The sequence below is a fragment of the Janthinobacterium goodfellowi genome (genome assembly GCF_051380695.1).
Lineage (GTDB): Bacteria > Pseudomonadota > Gammaproteobacteria > Burkholderiales > Burkholderiaceae_D > Janthinobacterium.
The window spans coordinates 276,393-293,286 of the sequence record NZ_JBNYXN010000005.1 but is presented as its reverse complement, the minus strand read 5'-3'; the positions used below and the strand labels follow the sequence as shown (position 1 = coordinate 293,286).

The following is a 16,894-nucleotide window of genomic DNA, read 5'->3' as shown; positions in this document are numbered from 1 at the left end:
ATATTTTGATTGAGCGTAGGTCGGATTAGCGTGTAGCGCGTAATCCGACATGTGCCGCAAACAATGTTGTCGGATTACGGCCCTTTGGGCCTAATCCGACCTACGTATCATTACAGGTATCCCATCGTGCGCAAGTTTATCGGCCCTACGGTATTGACCATCAGCATGGCGCTGGGTCTGTATCTGCTCTTCATGTTGTACATTTCCGGCCAGACCATGCTGGCCGCCGTTTTCCTCGGCTTGCTGACCCTGACGACGTTTGTCTTCACGTCGCCGCGCGCCTATGCCTACCGTTATCTGTTTCCCGGCATCACGGCGGTGATCGTCTTCGTGCTGTTGCCGATGGTGTACACGGTGTCGATCGGCTTTACCAATTTCAGTTCGCGCAACCTGCTCACCTACGACAGGGCCACGCAATACCTGCTCGACGAGACGCAGCGCGTGGAAAGCGCCGGCTATGCCATGACCGTGCATGCAGACAACAAGGAATACCGCTTGCGCCTGGAAAGCCCGGACACGGGCGAAGTGCTGCTGACGCAGCCGCTGGCCCTGAAGCGCGCCGTGCCCCTGAAGGTGGACGTGGCGCCGGCCGACCCCGTACAGGCGCCCGTGCTGTCCCCTGCCCTGCCCATCAAGGACATCATCGCCCTGCAAAAGGATTTGAAGCTGCTGACGCTTATCCTGCCGAACAGGATCGAGCTGCGCATGGTGGGCTTGCGCGAATTCGGTCCCGTCGCGCATGTCTACAAGCAATTGCCGGACAAGACCCTCAAAAAAGTCGCCACGGGCGAACTCGTGACGCCGAACTTCAAGACGGGCTTTTATGAAATGCCGGATGGCACGAAACTGGAACCGGGTTTCAAGGTCAATGTGGGCTTTGCCAACTTCGTGAAAATCTTCTCCGATGAAGCGTTCCGCGGCCCCTTCCTGCGCATTTTTGTGTGGACCATCGTCTTCGCCCTGATCAGCGTGGCCACCACGACGGGCCTGGGCATGGTGCTGGCCGTGCTCCTGAACTGGGATGCGCTGCGCTTCCGCGGCCTGTACCGCACCCTGCTGTTCCTGCCGTACGCCGTGCCCGGTTTTATTTCCATCCTCGTCTTCAAGGGGCTGTTCAACAATAACTTCGGCGAAATCAACCTCGTGCTCGATGCCCTGTTCGGCATCAAGCCCGCCTGGTTCTCGGACACCACCCTGGCCAAGGCCATGATCCTGATCGTCAACACCTGGCTCGGCTACCCCTACATGATGGTGGTGTGCATGGGCCTGATCAAGGCGATCCCGTCGGACCTGTACGAAGCGTCGGCCCTGGCCGGCGCGGGACCGCTGACGAATTTCTTCAAGATCACCCTGCCGTTGATCATCAAGCCGCTGACACCGCTGATGGTGGCCAGCCTGGGTTTCAACTTCAACAATTTCGTGCTGATCAGCTTGCTGACGGGCGGGCGTCCCGATTTCCTCGATACAACGCTGCCGGCCGGCACGACGGACTTGCTCGTGTCCTACACCTACCGCATCGCGTTCGAGGATTCCGGCCAGAACTTTGGCCTGGCCGCCGCCATCTCGACCCTGATCTTCTTCCTCGTGGCCGCGATTTCGCTGGTCAACATGCGCCTGACGCGCATGAACAAAGCATAAAGGACAGCATATGGCTATCGTTGTCGACCGTTCCAACCGCTGGCGCATCCTGGCGGCGCATGTCGCCGTGATCGCGCTGATCGCGCTGGTGATGTTCCCCTTCCTGATGATCCTGTCGATTTCATTACGCCCAGGCAACTTCGCCTCGGGCAGTTTGATCCCGCCCGAGATCAGCTTCGAGCACTGGCGATTGGCGCTGGGCATGTCCTACCAGGCGCCCAACGGCGCCCTCGTCGAACCGGACTTCCCCGTGCTGCTGTGGCTGTGGAATTCCATCAAGGTGGCCAGCATGAGCGCCACCGTCACCGTGCTGCTGTCGACCACGTGCGCGTATGCGTTCGCGCGCATGCAGTTCCGCTTCAAGTCGCAGACCTTGTCCGCGTTGATGCTGCTGCAGATGTTCCCCGCCGTGCTGGCCCTGGTGGCGATCTACGCCATCTTCGATGTGCTGGGCAGCTACGTGCCGTGGCTGGGCATCGACCACCACGGCAGCCTGGTGCTGGCCTACACAGGCGGCATCGCCCTGCATATCTGGACTATCAAGGGCTACTATCAAACCATTCCCGTCGAGATCGAGGAAGCGGCCAAGGTCGACGGCGCCACGCAGTGGCAGGCCTTCGTCTACGTGCTGCTGCCAATGACGGTGCCCATCCTGATGGTGGTGTTTTTGTTGTCCTTCATCGGCGCCATCATCGAATATCCGATCGCGTCCGTGCTGCTGCATGAGCAGAACAACCTGACCCTGGCCGTCGGCTCGAAACTGTTCCTGTACGAGCAAAAATACCTGTGGGGCGACTTCGCCGCGGCGGCCATTTTGTCCGGCTTGCCCATCACGGCCGTGTTCCTGCTGGCGCAAAAATGGATGATCTCCGGCCTGACGGCCGGCGGCGTGAAGGGCTGACCATGCGACGCACCCTGACTACGCTGGCCGCCCTGTTACTCAGCGCTTCGGCGCAGGCAGGGAGCCTCAGCTTCGCTGACAACCCCATCGTCTACTTTGCCGTGACAGACCGTTTCGCCAACGGCAATCCCGGCAACGACCACAGTTACGGCCGCGCCGCCGACCCGCAAGGCGGCGATGTCGGCAGCTTTCACGGCGGCGACATCGCCGGCATCACGCAGCAGCTCAAAGCCGGCTATTTCAAGGAGCTGGGCGTCAACGCCCTGTGGATCACGGCGCCGTACGAGCAGATCCACGGCTGGGTGGTGGGCGGCAAGCAGCAATTCCAGCACTACGCCTACCACGGCTACTGGGCGCTCGATTACACCACGATGGACGCCAACATGGGCACGCGCGACGAGCTGCGCGAGATGATCAACACGGCCCATGCGCAAGGCATCCGCGTGCTGTTCGATGTGGTGCTGAACCATCCCGGCTACGCGGACTTGCGCACCCTGTCCGAATACAAGGTGCCCGTGCTGTGGCCCGGCCATGACAAGGCCACCCTGCGCGATTATCACAGCTTCATCGACTACAACAACTTCGAATTCAAGCAGTGGTGGGGCCCGGACTGGGTGCGCGCGGGCTTGCCCGGCTATTCCGATGGCGGCCAGGACGACTACACCATGCAGCTGGCCTACCTGCCCGACTTCCGCACGGAAAGCGGCAAGGCCGTGGGCTTGCCGCCCATCCTGCAACGTAAAAGCGACACGCGCGCCGTGGTCCTGCCCAATGCGACTGTCCGCACTTACCTTGTCAACTGGCTGGCCGACTGGGTGCGCGAATTCGGCGTCGACGGTTTCAGGGCCGACACCGTCAAGCACGTGGAGCCGGCCAGCTGGCTGGCCCTGCGCGCGGCGGCCACGGAAGCATTACAAGACTGGAAAACGCGCCATCCCGAACAGAAGATCGACGATGCACCGTTCTGGATGACGGGAGAAGCGTGGGGCCACGGGCCTGAGCGCAGCAGCTGGCATGATGCCGGCTTCGATTCGATGATCAATTTCGATTTTCAACACCGCGCGGGCGGCGACTGGAAAAGCATCGACGGCGTGTACCGCCAGTACGCGGGCTTGCTGAATAAGAGTCCCCGCTACGACATCCTGTCATATATCTCCTCGCACGACACCAGCCTGTTCCCGCGCGAACGATTGAAGCACGGCTTGAGCGCCCTGCTGCTGGCGCCGGGCGGCGTGCAGCTGTTCTATGGCGATGAAAGCGCGCGCCAGCCTGGCGCGGCGCCCATCGGCGACGAACAGCAGGCGACGCGGTCAAGCATGAACTGGGGCTCGCTCGATGCGGCCACTCTCGCGCATGCGCGCAAGCTGGGCCAGTTCCGCCTGCGCCACCCTGCCCTGGCGCGCGGCGAGCATCGCCTGATCGATGAAAAACCGTATGCGTTCGCGCGCGTCACCGATGGCGATGCCGTCATCGCCGTGCCCGAGGCGCAGGGCGCCGTCTCGTTGAAAGTCCACGGTGTCTTTGCCGATGGCGCCCTGCTGCGCGACGCTTACACCAATCAAACCTGTATCGTCAAAGATGGTGCCGTCGCGGTGAACGCGGCCGGCACCGTCCTGTTAGAAAAGGCAGCACCATGAGTACCTATGACATTTTAGTAGTTGGCGGCGCCGGCATCGACACCATCGTGCGCGTCCCCGACCTGCAATTGCCCGTGGCCGATTCGCTGCACGTGCCGCCCATCCGCGACTACGTGGCGCACACGGGCAATGGCGTGGCGCTCGGTTGCCACGCGCTGGGCTTGCGCTGCAAGTTCATCGATTTCATCGGCGACGATGCGCAAGGCGCGGCCATTCTGCAGCGCTATAAAGAGACCAAACTCGATTTTTCACACATCGTCGAACCCTCGGGCACGCGGCGCAGCGTCAACCTGGTCGACCCGCAGGGGCGCCGGCTGTCGCTGTACGACGGCCGCCATCCGGAAGACCTGCGCATGCCCGCCGCTTTCTATCTTCCCTACCTGGGGCCGGCGCGCCACGCGCACTTTTCCATCATGGGCTGGGTGGCAGCACTGTTTGACGATGCGCAAGCATGCGGCACGACGGTGTCGACCGATCTGCACGACTGGGATGGCGTCAACCCGCATCACAAGGTCTTCGCGCTGCGTGCCGACCTGGTCTTCCTCAGCACGGCGGCGCTGGGCGAGCGTCGGGATGACATCATGCGCGCCATTATTTCGCAAGGCCGCGCGCAGGCCGTCATCGCCATGTCCGGCGCGCACGGCGCCTACCTGCTGGAACGGGGCAGCGCGTCCGTGCGCCACACTCCGACGGCGGGATTGAAGCTGCCCGTGGTGGACACGAATGGCGCGGGCGACTCCTTCGTCGCCGCCTTCCTGCACGCCTGGCTGGGCGGCGCGGGCCTGGACGAAGCCATGCGCCGCGGCGCCATCGGCGGCGCGTTTGCCTGCGCCCAGCATGGTACGCATGAACGGTTTATCGGCCAGGCGGAGCTGCATGACTTATATCAAGACAGCACTAGCTTATGACTTAATATTCTATCAAGCGTAGCAACGAGCTAACGGGCGCATGGCACAATGGCTGCGGATTTGACCACCGCAGCCCATTCGAACCGGAGACCACATGAGAATCGAAACCCTGGCCGTGCACGCCGGCTACACCCCCGACCCGACCACCAAGGCCGCCGCCGTCCCCATCTACCAGACGGTGGCCTACGCCTTCGACAATGCCCAGCATGGCGCCGACCTGTTCGACCTCAAGGTCGCCGGGAATATCTACACGCGCATCATGAATCCCACGCAGGACGTGCTGGAAAAGCGCGTCGCGGCGCTGGAAGGCGGCGTGGCCGCGCTGGCCGTCGCGTCGGGCATGGCGGCGATCACCTACGCGATCCAGACCATCGCCGAAGCGGGCGACAATTTCATCTCCGCCAGCCAGCTGTACGGCGGCACCTATAACCTGTTCGCCCACACCCTGCCGCAGATCGGCATCGAAGTGCGCTTCGCCGATGCGCGCCAGCCCGAGACCTTCGCCGCCCTGATCGACGCGCGCACCAAGGCCATCTTCTGCGAATCGATCGGCAACCCGCTGGGCAATGTGACGGACGTGGCGAAACTGGCCGAGATCGCGCATGCGCACGGCATCCCGCTGATCGTCGATAACACGGTACCGAGCCCCTATCTGTTCCGCCCCATCGAGCATGGCGCCGACATCGTCGTCCATTCGCTGACCAAATACCTGGGCGGCCACGGCACCACCGTGGGCGGCGCCATCGTCGACAGCGGCAAATTTCCGTGGGCCGAACACAAGGAGCGCTTCAAGCGCCTGAACGAGCCGGACGTGTCCTACCACGGCGTCATTTACACGGAAGCATTCGGCCCCGCCGCCTTCATCGGCCGCGCGCGCGTCGTCCCGCTGCGCAACATGGGCGCGGCCATTTCGCCGCTCTCCGCCTTCCAGCTGATCCAGGGTATCGAGACCCTGGCCCTGCGCATGGACCGCATCTGCGACAATACGCTGGCCCTGGTCAGACACCTGAAGCAGCATCCGAAAGTCGCGTGGGTCAATTACGCGGGACTGGAAGACCACCCGGACCATGCGCTGGTGAAAAAATACATGCACGGCCGCGCCTCGGGCATCTTGTCCTTCGGCCTGAAACTGGCCGCCGGCGAAGATCCGCGCGCGGCCGGCGCCCGCGTGCTCGACGCCCTGCAGCTGTTTACGCGCCTGGTCAACATCGGCGACGCCAAGTCGCTGGCCACCCACCCGGCATCGACCACGCACCGCCAGCTCAATCCCGAGGAACTGGCCAAGGCGGGCGTGTCCGAAGACATGCTGCGCCTGTCCGTGGGCATCGAGCATATCGACGACTTGCGCGAAGACCTGGAACAGGCCTTGAACGCGGCATAAGCCCGGTTCCATCCGGCGGGGGCTTCATGGCATAATCGGCAACATGAACTCCCCGCTCCCATCGCCGGAACAGCCGGTATCTGGCCAGTTCCGCGCCGAATATGCGCGGCGCATGAATGCCGTGCTCGATCATATCGACCGCCACCTCGACACGCCGCTGGACCTGGCCCAGCTGGCCGACGTCGCGCATTTTTCGCGCTTCCACTTTCACCGCGTATTCGCCGCCTGGATGGGCGAGACGCTGGGCGACTATGCGCGCCGCCGGCGCCTGGAAACGGCCGCCCTGCGGCTGGCCTGCCGCCCCGACGAAACGATACTGGACATCGCGCTGGCGACGGGCTTCGGTTCCGGCGAAGCGTTCGCCCGCGCCTTCAAGCTGAAATTCGGCTGCACGCCAACGGCCTGGCGCGCCGGCGTCGCCGACAAAAACGCCGCCATGCTGGCGGCCATGCGCCTGCGCCGGCAAGATAGCAATCCGGATCAGGCCATGCGCAATCCCGGTCAGGAAAACGGGCCGCACTTCCAGCACCATGGGCACTCCAATCCACTTGATAGAGAGAGTCCCATGCAAGTCACCATCCTCGACCTGCCACCCGCCACCGTGGCATGCCAGCGCCACATCGGCCCCTACGGTCCCGCCATCGGCGCCTTCTGGCGCGACACCGTCGCGCCATGGATGCAGTCGCACGGCCTGGGCGACGCCATTTGCTACGGCATCGGCCATGACGATCCCAGCATCACGCCGCCGGACAAATGCCGCTACGACGCCTGCGTCACCGTGCCCGATGCTTTCCAGTCGGGCGGCCGGGCCAGCATCACCACCCTGCCCGGCGGACGCTATGCGGTGGCGCAGTTCAAGGGGCCATCCAGCGCCATCGCCGAAGCGTGGACGCGCATGATGCGCGAATGGCTGCCGTCCAGCGGACTGCAGTGGGATGAGCGTCCGTGCTTCGAACGGTTTTACGCCGCCACGGCGATGGACCCGGCCACCGGAGAATTCTCTTGCGATATCTGCATCCCCGTGCGGCCACTGTAACGTCGGCGCACGGCGCTGGCAGCCTGGCTGTCAGCCTTTGAGGCCATAGCGCGATGCCGGCTTGCCGCGCATCGCGCCCGCGAACAGAGCCAGGCGGGCCGCGTCAAAACGCTCCCACAGCTCCCGGTCTTCCACGGAAGGCAGGGTCACCAGCTCGCCCTGGTCCAACCCTGCCAGGGCCGCATCGACGCAGTCTTCCGCCCGCATGATGGTGGCTTGGTCTAGCTGCGCCAGCGGCAAGCCGCTCAATTCCCAGATTTCCGTCGCCGTCGATGCGGGCAGCACCAGCTGCACCGTGATGCCCGTGCCGGCCAGTTCCTGCTGCAAACCCCGCGTGAAATTCATCACATAGCCTTTGGTGGCGCTGTAGATGGTGCTGACGGGCAGGATATGGAAGGACAGCACGGAGCCGATGTTGATGATGGTGCCGCTGTTGCGCTGCTTGAACTGCGGCAGCACGGCGTAGGTCAGTTGCGTCAGCGCCGCCACGTTGACCTGATCCATCGCGGCGATGCCCTCGCGGGGCGCGTCCACCACGGCGCCCAGGGTCGAGACACCCGCATTATTGACCAGCATGGTGATGGCGGCGTTCGACGACAGCTCGTCGGCCACGCGCCGCAAATCATCGGCGTCGGACAGGTCGGCCGCCATGGCGCGCACGGCCACGCCATACTTTTCCGCCAGCGACCTGGCCAGCACGCCCAGGCGCTCGACCCTGCGCGCCACCAGGATCAGATCGAAGCCGCGCGCGGCCAGGCGGTCCGCATAGACGGCGCCCAGGCCCGACGATGCGCCGGTGACGAGGGCCGTGCCTTGGGGAGTAACTGCATTCATGGTCATTCCTTCTTCAATATAGGATTGGGTGAGAGCCATCAAAACATGACGACTATCATGCTTCAACACATTAAATATGACGATCATCATGTTTAATATTCCGAAGCATGACAAACATCATGTATGATGTCAACCACTATTTTTGCACCGCGATCAGGAGCCTGCCATGCGTTATCCAGCCGAAGAAACCGCCGAAAAGCACCAGCGCATCCTGGCGCAAGCGGCGCGGCTATTCCGTGAAAAAGGCTACGACGGGGTCAGCGTGGGACAGATCATGCAGGCGACGGGGCTGACGCATGGCCCTTTCTACAACCACTTCGCCTCGAAGGAAGCGCTGATGGCGGAAAGCACCCTGCACGGCTCGGAACACTCGCGCGCGGCGCTCGATGCGGCAACCATCAGCCCGGAAGCGATGCGCCAGTACGTGCGCGATTACGTGAGCGCGGCCCACCGCGATGCACCCGGCCATGGCTGCCTGCTGGCGGCGCTGGCCGGCGACGCGCGCAAGCAGCCGGCCGTGCGCCCCGCCTTTACCGTCCACCTGAAATCCATCATCGGCAAGCTGGCCGCGCATTTCCCGTGGCGGAAAAAGCGCGGCCATCGGCAGGAAGCCATCGTCATGCTGTCGGCCATGGTGGGCGCCGTGGCGCTGGCGCGCGCCGTCGACGATGCGGCGTTGTCGGACGAGATACTGGCGGCGGTCAGCGCAGCATTCGCGCCGCCAACACCTGCGCCACCTGCCTGATCCGCTCGTCCACAGAACCTGACACATCGACAAAGGCGATCCCGCGGCGCGCCAGCTCGGCCTGATACCACGCATGCTGGCGCGCGCGGAAATCCTCGTCGCGGCGCGTGCCGTCCTGGATGAAGGGAAAATCGGGGGCGCACAGCAGCACCAGGTCATAGCGGTGCTCGGCCAGCTGCGCCAGTTCCGGCTCGGCCTTGCCGAACATCTCGACGCAGTAAAAATACGTGGTCATGGGCGAGGTATCGCAAAACAGCCAGCGCCGCGCAGCCAGGAGCGCCTGCGCTTCGCGGCGCAGCTGTTCCCGGCCGATCTTCAGCAAATCCTCATAGGCCAGCACGCCATCCTGGCTTTCCCACAACTCTCGGCCATATTCGGCCACCCAGGCCGTCTCGAAATGCCGCGCCAGCGCCTGCGTCAAGGTCGTCTTGCCGCTCGACTCGCCACCGAGCACGCACACGCGCATGACGAAATCGGCGCGCACAATGGGCGACAGGAAGGCGCCGTGCGCATGCGGGTCTTGCCTCACGAGGGTGCCCGACACGGGCACCGCGATTCTCGCCTGGTCCACGCTCACGTGCGCCACCGGCCCGCGCGCGTAATGCCGTTCCAGCACCTGCGCAAAGCCGGGGCCGTAGTCTTCGCTGGTGAACACGGCATCGACGGGCAAGTCCAGCACCGTCCAGCACAGCCAGCCCATGAAGTGGCGATGCTCGTCGCCATCGGCGTCGTTGTGCGGCAGCGCGCGCGCCGGCACGCCGCGCGCCGCGCACAGGGCGGCCAGGCGCGCATCGTCCAGCACCACGATGTGCGCCCGCGGAAACCGCGCGCGCAGCCACCCTTCCCTGCGCGCCGGTTCCAGGCCGGGAAATTCCGGCTTGGTATAGCTGACCACGAGCAGTTCCTCGCACCCGTCCATGGCGCGTTGTATCAACAGTTCATGGCCCAGGTGCAGCGGGCAGAATTTGCCGACCACGAGGCCGCGTTTATAAAGGTTCATGCTGCCGCTTCCTGCAAATCCGAGGTGTATTGAATGATCTTGTCTTCCGCCAGCAAAGTCTCGACCGCGATGGCGCCGAAAAAGGGCGCCAGCAAGGCGCGCGCCCGGTCTGCCTGCGGCATGGCGCCCGGCGCCAGGCGCAGCGCGACGGCGCCGTCGCCATGCTGGTGCACGCCGAACAGGGCGATGGCCAGCGGCTTCAAGGCATGCGTGATGTCGATATTATTGATCCACTCGCCATTGATGGTCCTGTAGCGCAGGGGGCTGCGTCCCGCCAGGCCCACCAGCACGGGGCCGTCGGGGCCATGCGCCAGCGCGGCGTAGTCGCCCGTGCGGTAGCGCACGAGGGGCAGGCAAAAGTTAAAACCGCCCGTCACCGTGATCTCGCCCCGCACGCCATCGGGCACGGGACGGCCGTCCGTGTCGAGGATTTCCACGTACAAGCGGTGCTGCAGCAGCACGTGGCCGCCCGCTCGCTCGTCGTAGACGGCGACGGGTCCCACTTCATTGAGCGAATAGATGTCGAGCACGGGGCAAGCAAAAGCCGCTTCCAGCCGCGCGCGCATGCCGGGCAACAGCATCATCGAGACGGACAGCAGCGCGGCAGGCTTGTGCGTCATGGACAAGGTCAGCAACTCGGCAAACGAGATGGGGTCGCCCGCGATCAGTTCAGGCGCCATCGCATCGAGGTAGCGCGCGCGGTCTTCAGGCTGGCGCCAGTCGTCTACGTGCAGGTTGATCTTCGCCAGGCCCGATTCGTTCATCGTCGGCGTGACGGAGACATAGGTGAAGCAGCGGCGCTGGTGCCCCAGCAGCATCACGCCCACCTGGCCCGCGCCATGGCGCAGGGTGACGCCGAAGCGGCGCAGCGCGCGCTTGTGGAAGGCCAGGTAGCGCCCCGCCACCAGCGGATGCGAGGCGATCAGCAGCGGATGGCCCGTGGTGCCCGTCGTCTGGAAATTGATCATGCGCGCCAGGTCCGCATCGTCGGGCACGAAGGCGGCGATGTCGTGCGCCAGTTCGGCGCGGCTGATGGGCGCCACGTCCGCAAGGCGCGCGGGGGGCGAGCCGCAGGCGCGGTAATGCGGCACCGTGGCATAGGTCGTCCTGAGGAACTCCGCCAGCCAGGACGGCGGCGCGGCGGCGCTCCAGCTGATCGCCGCCTGCATGACTTCTCGCTCGTAGGCGTGCAAGGCCGCCACTTCCGCTGCCTGCAGCTTGTTGCCGCTGCGGTTGCGGTACCGGGGCGCGCAAGGATGGCCGCGCAGTTTGTCCAGCATGCGCGCGCCCGCCGGCGTCAGGGTGGGACAATAGTCGCGGTCCGATTCCCAGGCGCCGCCCGGCAGGTTGACGTCAGGTTTGCCAGCGAGCGTCATTCGCGCGACCACTTGTCGGCCGATTCCTCGGCCGCCTTTTTCGCCAGCGCCTCGCGGATTTCCCGCGCGCGCTGCTCGGCCAGCCGGCTCGCTTCGAGCAGGCGCCGGCGCTCCGTGCCGCTGATGGCGGATAATCTGTCCGTGGCCTGCGCCACGCTTTCATCGCGGGGCCTGAAACCCAGGCGCGCCAGCACGATGCGCGCCAGTTCCTCGCGCCGCTCCGGGTCTTGCGTGAACTGGTGGGCTGGCGTACTGGCGGCCAGTTCGCGCGCCGCCTCGCCCAGCACCTGCAGCAGATCATGCTGCGGCAACCGCTGTGCGATGAACCACTCGTCGGCCAGCAGCCAGCACAGGATCATGGCCAGCGCCAGCCGGTTGCGGTCGGCCTTGACCTGCGCGCCGACAAAACCCTGCAGGCACGCGGCCGGCGCACGCGCGCCATGCAGCAGCACAATGTCATTGACCAGCGCGGCCACCGCCACGGCCTGCGCATTGGCGACGCCGGCGATGCGGGGCTCGCCGAGGAATTCGGCGGGCGTGTCGGCCAGGCGGTGGGTCAGGGTTTCGAGGTGGGGTCCGGGATTCTGCATATCATGGTTGTATATAGTGGCGCCGGCTGAACGCCCGCGCAAAGTCCAGCAAGTCCTCGTAGCGCTCGACGGCGTGGATATCCCAGCCCTGCTCGCGGCGCGCGCGTTTTAAATCGTCATAGGTCTGCTGCAGCCACTTGTGGCTCGCCGCGCCATCCCAGTCGCGCGCCAGGTTCAGGGCCATGGTGCCGCCCGCGCCGCCCTGGGCCAGCGCCTTGGCGGAAATATCCCAGCCGCTGTTGCCCAGTTCATCCTTGTCGAACATGGTGGTGATGCCATCGTCGGAAATCATCAGGATGTGCGCGGGCCGTTCGCGCTTGCCCGCATAGGTCTTGCGCAGACAGTGGATGGGGAAGCAGGTGCCGCCGCCAAAAAATTCCGTCAGCACGCCCAGGATCAGGTCTTCATCGCGCACGAAGCCGGGCGTCTGCATCACCTCGTTCTTGCCGCTCCACAGGGTCACCTGCACTTTCGCGCCGGCGCGCAGGGCGGACAAGGCGATGACGGCGCCGGCCAGGGTCAGGAACGAGGTGTGCGCCTGCGGGTTCGGCATGGAGCCGGAACTGTCCACGTACATGTCCAGGTCGACGGGCACGGCATCGATGGCGCGCGCCGGTTCGCGGCCATACACGCGGCGCACGGTGGTCACGCCGGGCACGGGGCGCGGCGACTGCATCACGGACTGCAGCCAATCGATTTCCTCGAGCGGATCGCCGATTTCCCACGCTTCCAGCCCTTCCATCTGCGGCTCCTGCGACTCGGGCGCGGGGCGGCTGGGAAACGCCACCAGGTGCGGCAAGGCCCGCTCGCGGTAATAGCCGATGGCGATTTCATGGTCGCTCAAGTCGATGCCCGAGGCCTTCAGAATGTCGCCCAGCTCGAACGGTTCGCGCAGCTGCCCGCCGCCCTGCCTGGCCGGCGCCTCGCCTTGCGGCTCCTCGCCATCGAGGCCCGAGATGCGCTTGTCGTGCACGGGGTGGATGGCGCCGCCCTCCTCGTCATCCTCGATCTGCTGCGCGCCATACGTCTGGCAGCCGCGGGCCGCGTCGCGCGTGTCGAGCAGGTAACGGCTCGGGCTCAAGGCATCCGTATCCTCGACCAGATAGGGCAGCAGCAAGGTGGCGAAGCGGCCTGCCGCCAGCATCCAGTCGTTCGCATACACGCGGATCAGGCGCGCGGCCAGCCAGGCATCGGTGTCCAGGCGTTCGTCCGCCTCGTTCTCAGCCCCTGCTCCGCCCAGCTCTCCCTTTTCCAGCTGCCACAGGTTTTCATAGATGCGCATGTACAGCGTCCACACGCCGCCGCTTTTGGCGTCAGCTTGCGCCGTGCGCCCCTGCTGCAGCTTGCGGTAGATGTCGGCCATGCGCAGATTCGCCTGGCGCTGCAGACGGTCGTTGATGAACAGGTCCGTGTACAGATTGGCCACCATCGGCGCGTGCTGCTCCAGGGTGGGCAAGGCGCGGCGCATGCGCGCCAGCAAACGGAACTGGTCGCCGGCGCTGCCCGGCGCGAGGATATGGTGGCCGATTTCATGGGCGAGGATTTCCAGCGCATAGCCGTCCAGCCCCAGCTCCGTCACGAGCGGCAAGTCCACCACCACGCTCTGGTCCAGCAGGCGGATCATGGCGAAGCTGCCGGACAAGCCCTGCTTGCTGGCCTCGACGCGGCTGGCGCACAGGCTGGGGTCGCGCAGGCGCGTAAATTTGCTCCATACGGCCAGGGCCTCGGGCCAGGCGGCGCGCCAGGCCTCAATCAGCGCGGTGTCGGCATCGTTCTTCATGCGAGCGGCAGCAGGCGGATCGCATGCGTCCACGGCGACGTGACGGCGACCGTATGCGCATTGACGGCGATGGCGATGTCGCCGGCCGGCACATCGAGTTCGATGCGGCGCGCGCCGATCTGCAGGGTCGCCCCATCGAGCCGCACGGCCGCCGGCATGCTTGTTTGCGCCTGCTCGAACTCCTGCGCCGTGGCGCTGTGCAGCACGACGCCATAGGCGTCGGCCACCAGCAGGTAATGGCGCTCGCCGCTGCGCACGACAAAACCGTCCGCAGAAGCGCGCACCTGCGGCGGCGTGCCGAAAGCGCCACCGAGGCCGCTGAAGCTGCCGAACTCCCTGCCCTCCGCATTGCCGCGCCACGGATAGTCCAGCAACTGCGCACGCACCTGCGGCCATGGTGCACCGGGTTCGCCAAAGGCGGCCAGCGCCAAGGCGGGCGGCAAGGTGTCGGCGGCGGCCAGCGCGCCCTGGCGAAAATGCGCGACGCCGGCGCGCCAGGCCAGCACCTGGCCCACGGCACGCAGCTGCGCCAGCGTGGCGACCTGCGCCGCCAGGGCGCCCAGCTCGCGCTGCCATTGCGCGGGACGCGCTCCCGCCACGCCGCCCAGATGGATGGCGGCGTTGCTGAGCATGCCCAGCACGTCGATGGGCGCCATCGCCAGCAGCGGCGCAAACTGCGGCGCCAGCTCGCGCCAGACGGTATTGAGGAAGGGATTTTTCGCCGCCGGACCGGCCAGCCCATGGCCCACCAGTTCCAGGGCCATGTCGTAGGCGGCCAGGGTCGCGCCGCCCACGCGCTCGGGCGCGGCGGCGGCCACGGCGATTATCAGCGGATCGACGCTATCGTGCAAGAAGGCGCCGAAGGCGGCCATGTCGAGCGAGGGAAAGCGCCTGCGTGCTTCCGCCGCGCGCGCATTGAACTGGGCGCGGCCGCTGGCAAGTAGCGAGGCAAAGGCAGGAGAGATCATCGTTGCACCTCAGTCGCTGTGCGAAAAATGCAGCAGATAGCGCTCATTCCCCAGTTCGAACGCGATCTCGTCCCAGTGGATCGCGTACCAGAAACCGGCGGGCGGCGTCATCGTCACGGCATACGTGGAAAAACCGCCCAGCGCCTCGTCGAGCGATTCGAGGAAGGCGGCCACCAGCTGCGCGCGGAAGCGCCCAGGGGGCGCCACCTGCATGTGCCGCGACGAGAAAAACCAGCGCTGGCACACTTGCTCCAGCTGCGCGCGCCCGCACGGCGCCAGCTTGATGTGCCACAAGGGGGCCGGCAAGTCGCGTGCGGGTGCGATGACGTGCAAGGCATAATCCTCGACGCGCAAGCCCAGCGCCGTGGCAAGGTCCGGCGCGTCGGGCAGGCGTGATAATTCGTAGCTGGCGCACAGGTCGCTCGCTTCGCCATTGAGCATGGCCAGCGCTTCCAGGAAGCCTTGACAGTGCGGCATGCTCATTGCGAACGCAGCCAGCTGCGATAGTTGGTATAGCGCTGGTGCAGGTATTTCAATTTCAGCAGGTCGTCGTACAGGGGGCCATACAGCTTGCGCCCCTTCGTGCGTTCGCCGATCAGCTTTTCAATGCGGTTCAAGCGCGCCAGGGTCTCGCGCTCGCTGACGCCGTCGAGGCCCAGGTCGAATTCGGCCGACAGCACGCCCACCGGATCGTCGCGGTCCAGGTCCAGGCGGTTGAATTCATCGTTCGACAAATCGAACAGGCGGCGCAGCCAGCCCAGCCTGTCGCTGCGGTAGGCGGCGTTTTCCGGCAGCGCGAAAAACGGCGCGTCCGGGTCCGGCTGCAGCTTGTTATGCAGGACGAAGGGCAGCACCTGGCGCAAGTCTTCCAGCTCCACCTCGCCATTGCCGCGGAAATAAGCCATGGCCTTGGCGTAGATCATGAGCGCCATCAGGGTGCGCACGGAGATGCCGTTCAAGGTCTGGCAACCGAGGTCCTTCAAGCGGTCGCGCCCATTGTCGGCCGCCTGCGCGGCGCCACGGTCGGCGCCCGCCAGGCGGGCCGTATCCTTAGTCATGTATTCGAACTGGCCGCCGGCCGTCTCGAACAGCTCGAACTGGCTGGCAAAAAATTCCAGGCGGCGGCGCACGGCGTCGGGTATGCCCACCTGGCGGATCGCTTCGCCGATCTGGTCCACCTCCCCTTCCGTGAAGATGATATCGGGCGGCACCAGCTCTTCGGGACGCACGTTTTCTTCCACGCGCAGCAGCAGCTCGTTCAGGAAGCGCGGGTTGAAGGCGAGCGCCTGCACCGTCACGTCGACCCGGTCGCGCAGCGCCTCGATCACCTGATACGTGCCGCCGCCCTGGTCGTCGTTGGCCGTCAGATACCAGGCCGCTTCCGGGCATTCGTAGATATGGTTCAGCACTTCCGCGTAATTGTCGCCCATCACGGTGAGCAGCGCGCTTTGCGTGCGCGTGGGGATGCGGTTGTATTCATCGACGATTTTCACGCGCATGCCCAGCCAGGCGCGCCAAGCGATGCGGATATCGTCCATGCTTTGCGCGTTGACCAGGTCCGCCGGCAAGGGATTACCCAGCAAGTCGGCCACCGTCATCTGCGGGTGGCCATGCTGCATCGCGCGTTTGACTTCCTTGACGGTGGAACCGGCCAGCACGCCCATCAGCAGCGCGCTTGCCGTCTTGCCACGCCCCGGCCCGCCGACGAACAGGCATTTGCGGCGCGTGGCGAACGTCAGCAGCGGCAGCAAAATAAAGCTGGAATAGCTTTGCGCCGACGGCAAATTCAATGTGCGGCGGCTGTCGCCCACGGAATACGTCTGCGACGGGCCGTCGTTGTACTCGATGTCGTAATGGGGGCTGATGATGGCGTGGTTGACGATCCAGAAATACGCCTGGCGCAGCTTTTCATCGAACGGCCGCGCTTGCGCCTCGCCTTCCGCGCCCAGCGCGATGGGACCCTGGTACAAATCCGCCACGTCGAACTGCCGCGCGGCGGGCGCGGCCTTGGGCTTGGTGGGGGCTTGGGACAGGCGCTGGAACAAATTAAAGGCTGACATAATGTACAGACAACGTGAGGGAAATGAAATTATTGCATAT

The 16,894-nt window shown here is 65.2% G+C and carries 15 protein-coding genes; 7 read left to right on the top strand and 8 right to left on the bottom strand.

All coding sequences use genetic code 11. The features are described from left to right. Positions 1-126: 126 nt before the first annotated feature. From malF to ACQ4WQ_RS20200, 6 genes are all read left to right on the top strand, one after another. Positions 127-1,638, top strand: a complete 1,512-nt coding sequence (malF, locus tag ACQ4WQ_RS20225; RefSeq protein WP_436499499.1) for a maltose ABC transporter permease MalF — start codon at positions 127-129, stop codon at positions 1,636-1,638. A gap of 10 nt (positions 1,639-1,648) precedes the next feature. Beyond that, entirely contained in the window at positions 1,649-2,539 is an 891-nt protein-coding gene (malG, locus tag ACQ4WQ_RS20220) for a maltose ABC transporter permease MalG (RefSeq protein WP_070218276.1), read from the top strand. Positions 2,540-2,541: 2 nt separating this feature from the next. Next, entirely contained in the window at positions 2,542-4,176 is a 1,635-nt protein-coding gene (locus ACQ4WQ_RS20215; RefSeq protein WP_436499497.1) for an alpha-amylase family glycosyl hydrolase, read from the top strand. Next, complete coding sequence (locus ACQ4WQ_RS20210) at positions 4,173-5,084, top strand: carbohydrate kinase family protein (protein WP_436499495.1); 912 nt, start codon at positions 4,173-4,175, stop codon at positions 5,082-5,084. The genes ACQ4WQ_RS20215 and ACQ4WQ_RS20210 overlap by 4 nt, the downstream gene beginning before the upstream one ends. A gap of 94 nt (positions 5,085-5,178) precedes the next feature. Continuing rightward, on the top strand, positions 5,179-6,465 hold the full coding sequence (locus ACQ4WQ_RS20205; protein ID WP_436499493.1) for an O-acetylhomoserine aminocarboxypropyltransferase/cysteine synthase family protein: 1,287 nt from the start codon (positions 5,179-5,181) through the stop codon (positions 6,463-6,465). A gap of 43 nt (positions 6,466-6,508) precedes the next feature. After that, positions 6,509-7,501 (top strand): AraC family transcriptional regulator, encoded by a 993-nt coding sequence (locus tag ACQ4WQ_RS20200; protein WP_436499491.1) that lies wholly within the window; start codon positions 6,509-6,511, stop codon positions 7,499-7,501. A 30-nt stretch (positions 7,502-7,531) separates the two neighbouring features. Here ACQ4WQ_RS20200 and ACQ4WQ_RS20195 read toward each other — a convergent pair whose 3' ends face one another. Further along, positions 7,532-8,335 (bottom strand): SDR family NAD(P)-dependent oxidoreductase, encoded by an 804-nt coding sequence (locus ACQ4WQ_RS20195; RefSeq protein ID WP_436499489.1) that lies wholly within the window; start codon positions 8,333-8,335, stop codon positions 7,532-7,534. A gap of 166 nt (positions 8,336-8,501) precedes the next feature. Here ACQ4WQ_RS20195 and ACQ4WQ_RS20190 point away from each other — a divergent pair, with 166 nt between their 5' ends. After that, positions 8,502-9,080: a TetR/AcrR family transcriptional regulator gene (locus tag ACQ4WQ_RS20190; protein WP_436499487.1), complete on the top strand. Its 579-nt coding sequence runs from the start codon at positions 8,502-8,504 to the stop codon at positions 9,078-9,080. On the opposite strand, the gene ACQ4WQ_RS20185 is transcribed toward ACQ4WQ_RS20190, so the two are convergent. From ACQ4WQ_RS20185 to ACQ4WQ_RS20155, 7 genes are read right to left on the bottom strand one after another with little or no spacing between them, the layout of a single operon-like run. Then, positions 9,037-10,080: an AAA family ATPase gene (locus ACQ4WQ_RS20185; protein WP_436499485.1), complete on the bottom strand. Its 1,044-nt coding sequence runs from the start codon at positions 10,078-10,080 to the stop codon at positions 9,037-9,039. The genes ACQ4WQ_RS20190 and ACQ4WQ_RS20185 overlap by 44 nt on opposite strands. Further along, a complete protein-coding gene (locus tag ACQ4WQ_RS20180; protein WP_436499483.1) occupies positions 10,077-11,456 on the bottom strand; it encodes a phenylacetate--CoA ligase family protein in 1,380 nt (459 codons plus the stop codon). Before ACQ4WQ_RS20180 ends, ACQ4WQ_RS20185 begins: the two co-directional genes overlap by 4 nt. Next, complete coding sequence (locus ACQ4WQ_RS20175; RefSeq protein WP_326459111.1) at positions 11,453-12,046, bottom strand: hypothetical protein; 594 nt, start codon at positions 12,044-12,046, stop codon at positions 11,453-11,455. Before ACQ4WQ_RS20175 ends, ACQ4WQ_RS20180 begins: the two co-directional genes overlap by 4 nt. Position 12,047: 1 nt before the next feature. After that, positions 12,048-13,826 carry a VWA domain-containing protein gene (locus tag ACQ4WQ_RS20170; protein WP_436499481.1) on the bottom strand — a complete coding sequence of 593 codons (1,779 nt, stop codon included), beginning with the start codon at positions 13,824-13,826 and terminating at the stop codon, positions 12,048-12,050. Continuing rightward, positions 13,823-14,794 (bottom strand): hypothetical protein, encoded by a 972-nt coding sequence (locus ACQ4WQ_RS20165; RefSeq protein WP_436499479.1) that lies wholly within the window; start codon positions 14,792-14,794, stop codon positions 13,823-13,825. The genes ACQ4WQ_RS20170 and ACQ4WQ_RS20165 overlap by 4 nt, the downstream gene beginning before the upstream one ends. A 9-nt stretch (positions 14,795-14,803) precedes the next feature. Then, on the bottom strand, positions 14,804-15,271 hold the full coding sequence (locus ACQ4WQ_RS20160) for a hypothetical protein (RefSeq protein ID WP_436499477.1): 468 nt from the start codon (positions 15,269-15,271) through the stop codon (positions 14,804-14,806). A gap of 2 nt (positions 15,272-15,273) precedes the next feature. Beyond that, positions 15,274-16,854: an AAA family ATPase gene (locus ACQ4WQ_RS20155; protein ID WP_070218287.1), complete on the bottom strand. Its 1,581-nt coding sequence runs from the start codon at positions 16,852-16,854 to the stop codon at positions 15,274-15,276. Between the last annotated feature and the right edge of the window lie 40 nt (positions 16,855-16,894).

Excerpts from the sequence above, each read along its gene's own strand:
- malG (WP_070218276.1), top strand. The coding sequence starts at position 1,649 with ATGGCTATCGTTGTCGACCGTTCCAACCGCTGGCGCATCCTGGCGGCG.
- ACQ4WQ_RS20215 (WP_436499497.1), top strand. The coding sequence starts at position 2,542 with ATGCGACGCACCCTGACTACGCTGGCCGCCCTGTTACTCAGCGCTTCG.
- ACQ4WQ_RS20210 (WP_436499495.1), top strand. The coding sequence starts at position 4,173 with ATGAGTACCTATGACATTTTAGTAGTTGGCGGCGCCGGCATCGACACC.
- ACQ4WQ_RS20205 (WP_436499493.1), top strand. The coding sequence starts at position 5,179 with ATGAGAATCGAAACCCTGGCCGTGCACGCCGGCTACACCCCCGACCCG.
- ACQ4WQ_RS20200 (WP_436499491.1), top strand. The coding sequence starts at position 6,509 with ATGAACTCCCCGCTCCCATCGCCGGAACAGCCGGTATCTGGCCAGTTC.
- ACQ4WQ_RS20195 (WP_436499489.1), bottom strand. The coding sequence starts at position 8,335 with ATGAATGCAGTTACTCCCCAAGGCACGGCCCTCGTCACCGGCGCATCG.
- ACQ4WQ_RS20190 (WP_436499487.1), top strand. The coding sequence starts at position 8,502 with ATGCGTTATCCAGCCGAAGAAACCGCCGAAAAGCACCAGCGCATCCTG.
- ACQ4WQ_RS20185 (WP_436499485.1), bottom strand. The coding sequence starts at position 10,080 with ATGAACCTTTATAAACGCGGCCTCGTGGTCGGCAAATTCTGCCCGCTG.
- ACQ4WQ_RS20180 (WP_436499483.1), bottom strand. The coding sequence starts at position 11,456 with ATGACGCTCGCTGGCAAACCTGACGTCAACCTGCCGGGCGGCGCCTGG.
- ACQ4WQ_RS20175 (WP_326459111.1), bottom strand. The coding sequence starts at position 12,046 with ATGCAGAATCCCGGACCCCACCTCGAAACCCTGACCCACCGCCTGGCC.
- ACQ4WQ_RS20170 (WP_436499481.1), bottom strand. The coding sequence starts at position 13,826 with ATGAAGAACGATGCCGACACCGCGCTGATTGAGGCCTGGCGCGCCGCC.
- ACQ4WQ_RS20165 (WP_436499479.1), bottom strand. The coding sequence starts at position 14,794 with ATGATCTCTCCTGCCTTTGCCTCGCTACTTGCCAGCGGCCGCGCCCAG.
- ACQ4WQ_RS20160 (WP_436499477.1), bottom strand. The coding sequence starts at position 15,271 with ATGCCGCACTGTCAAGGCTTCCTGGAAGCGCTGGCCATGCTCAATGGC.
- ACQ4WQ_RS20155 (WP_070218287.1), bottom strand. The coding sequence starts at position 16,854 with ATGTCAGCCTTTAATTTGTTCCAGCGCCTGTCCCAAGCCCCCACCAAG.